Annotated in this window: 2 protein-coding genes; both read left to right on the forward strand. The window is 66.9% G+C overall.

All coding sequences use genetic code 11. From position 1 onward, the window contains the following. Window positions 1–50: 50 nt before the first annotated feature. Entirely contained in the window at window positions 51–377 is a 327-nt protein-coding gene (locus tag B9S58_RS08485) for a transposase (RefSeq protein ID WP_103531634.1), read from the forward strand. A 5-nt stretch (window positions 378–382) separates the two neighbouring features. Further along, window positions 383–948, forward strand: a 566-nt coding sequence (locus B9S58_RS08490) for an IS3 family transposase (RefSeq protein WP_258044238.1), incomplete at its 3' end; no start/stop codon positions are given.

Genomic DNA, 948 nt, shown 5'->3' on the forward strand with positions numbered 1-948 from the left:
TGAACCGCCCCGTGTCGAATAGAGACTCGATTTCATGAAAGGATCGAGTCATGGCACGACCTTCCCGTTATCCGCTTGAGCTCCGCCGTCGTGCGGTGCGCATGGCCGCCGAGGTGCGCGGCGACTACCCGACCGAGACGGCCGCCCTGCAGGCGGTCGCGGAGAAGCTCGGTATCGGCTCCCGCGAGACGCTGCGGAACTGGATCAAGCAGCACGAGATCGACGCGGGGACACGGCCGGGGACGACGACGGAGGAATCGGCCCAGCTCAAGGCGCTGAAGAAGGAGGTCGCCGAGCTGAAGCGGGCGAACGAGATCCTGAAGGCGGCGGCGAGTTTCTTCGCGGCCGAGCTCGACCGGCCACACACACGCTCGTAGCGTTCATCGACGAGCACCGGGACCGCTTCGGCGGGGTCGAGCCGATCTGCAGAACGCTCACCGAGCACGACTGCAAGATCGCCCCCTCCACCTACTACGCCCACCATAAACGCCTCGCCGAACCATCGGCGCGATCCGTGCGCGACACGGAACTCAAGGCCCTGATCCACGAGGTGTTCACCACCAACTACCGGGTTTACGGGGCCAGGAAGATCTGGCAGGAACTGAACCGACAGGGCCACGAGGTGGCCCGCTGCACTGTCGAACGCCTGATGCGCGACCTCGGCATCGCCGGCGCCGTCCGGGGCAAGAAGGTCATCACCACGCTCGTGGATCCGGCCGCCGAGCGGGCCCCGGACCTGGTGGACCGCGACTTCGTCGCGACCGCTCCGAACCGCTGCTGGGTCGCCGACTTCACCCACATCGCCACCTGGGCCGGCGTCGTCTACGTCGCCTTCGTCGTGGACACCTTCTCCCGCCGCATCGTCGGCTGGTCCGCCGCGACATCGAAGGAAACCAGGCTCGTCCTGGACGCACTGGAGATGGCACTGTGGCAGCGCGACCGCGATGA

The sequence above is a fragment of the Streptomyces sp. SM11 genome (assembly GCF_002910905.1).
Classification (GTDB): domain Bacteria; phylum Actinomycetota; class Actinomycetes; order Streptomycetales; family Streptomycetaceae; genus Streptomyces.

Coding starts and splice junctions, on each gene's coding strand:
- B9S58_RS08485 (WP_103531634.1), top strand. CDS start 51: ATGGCACGACCTTCCCGTTATCCGCTTGAGCTCCGCCGTCGTGCGGTG.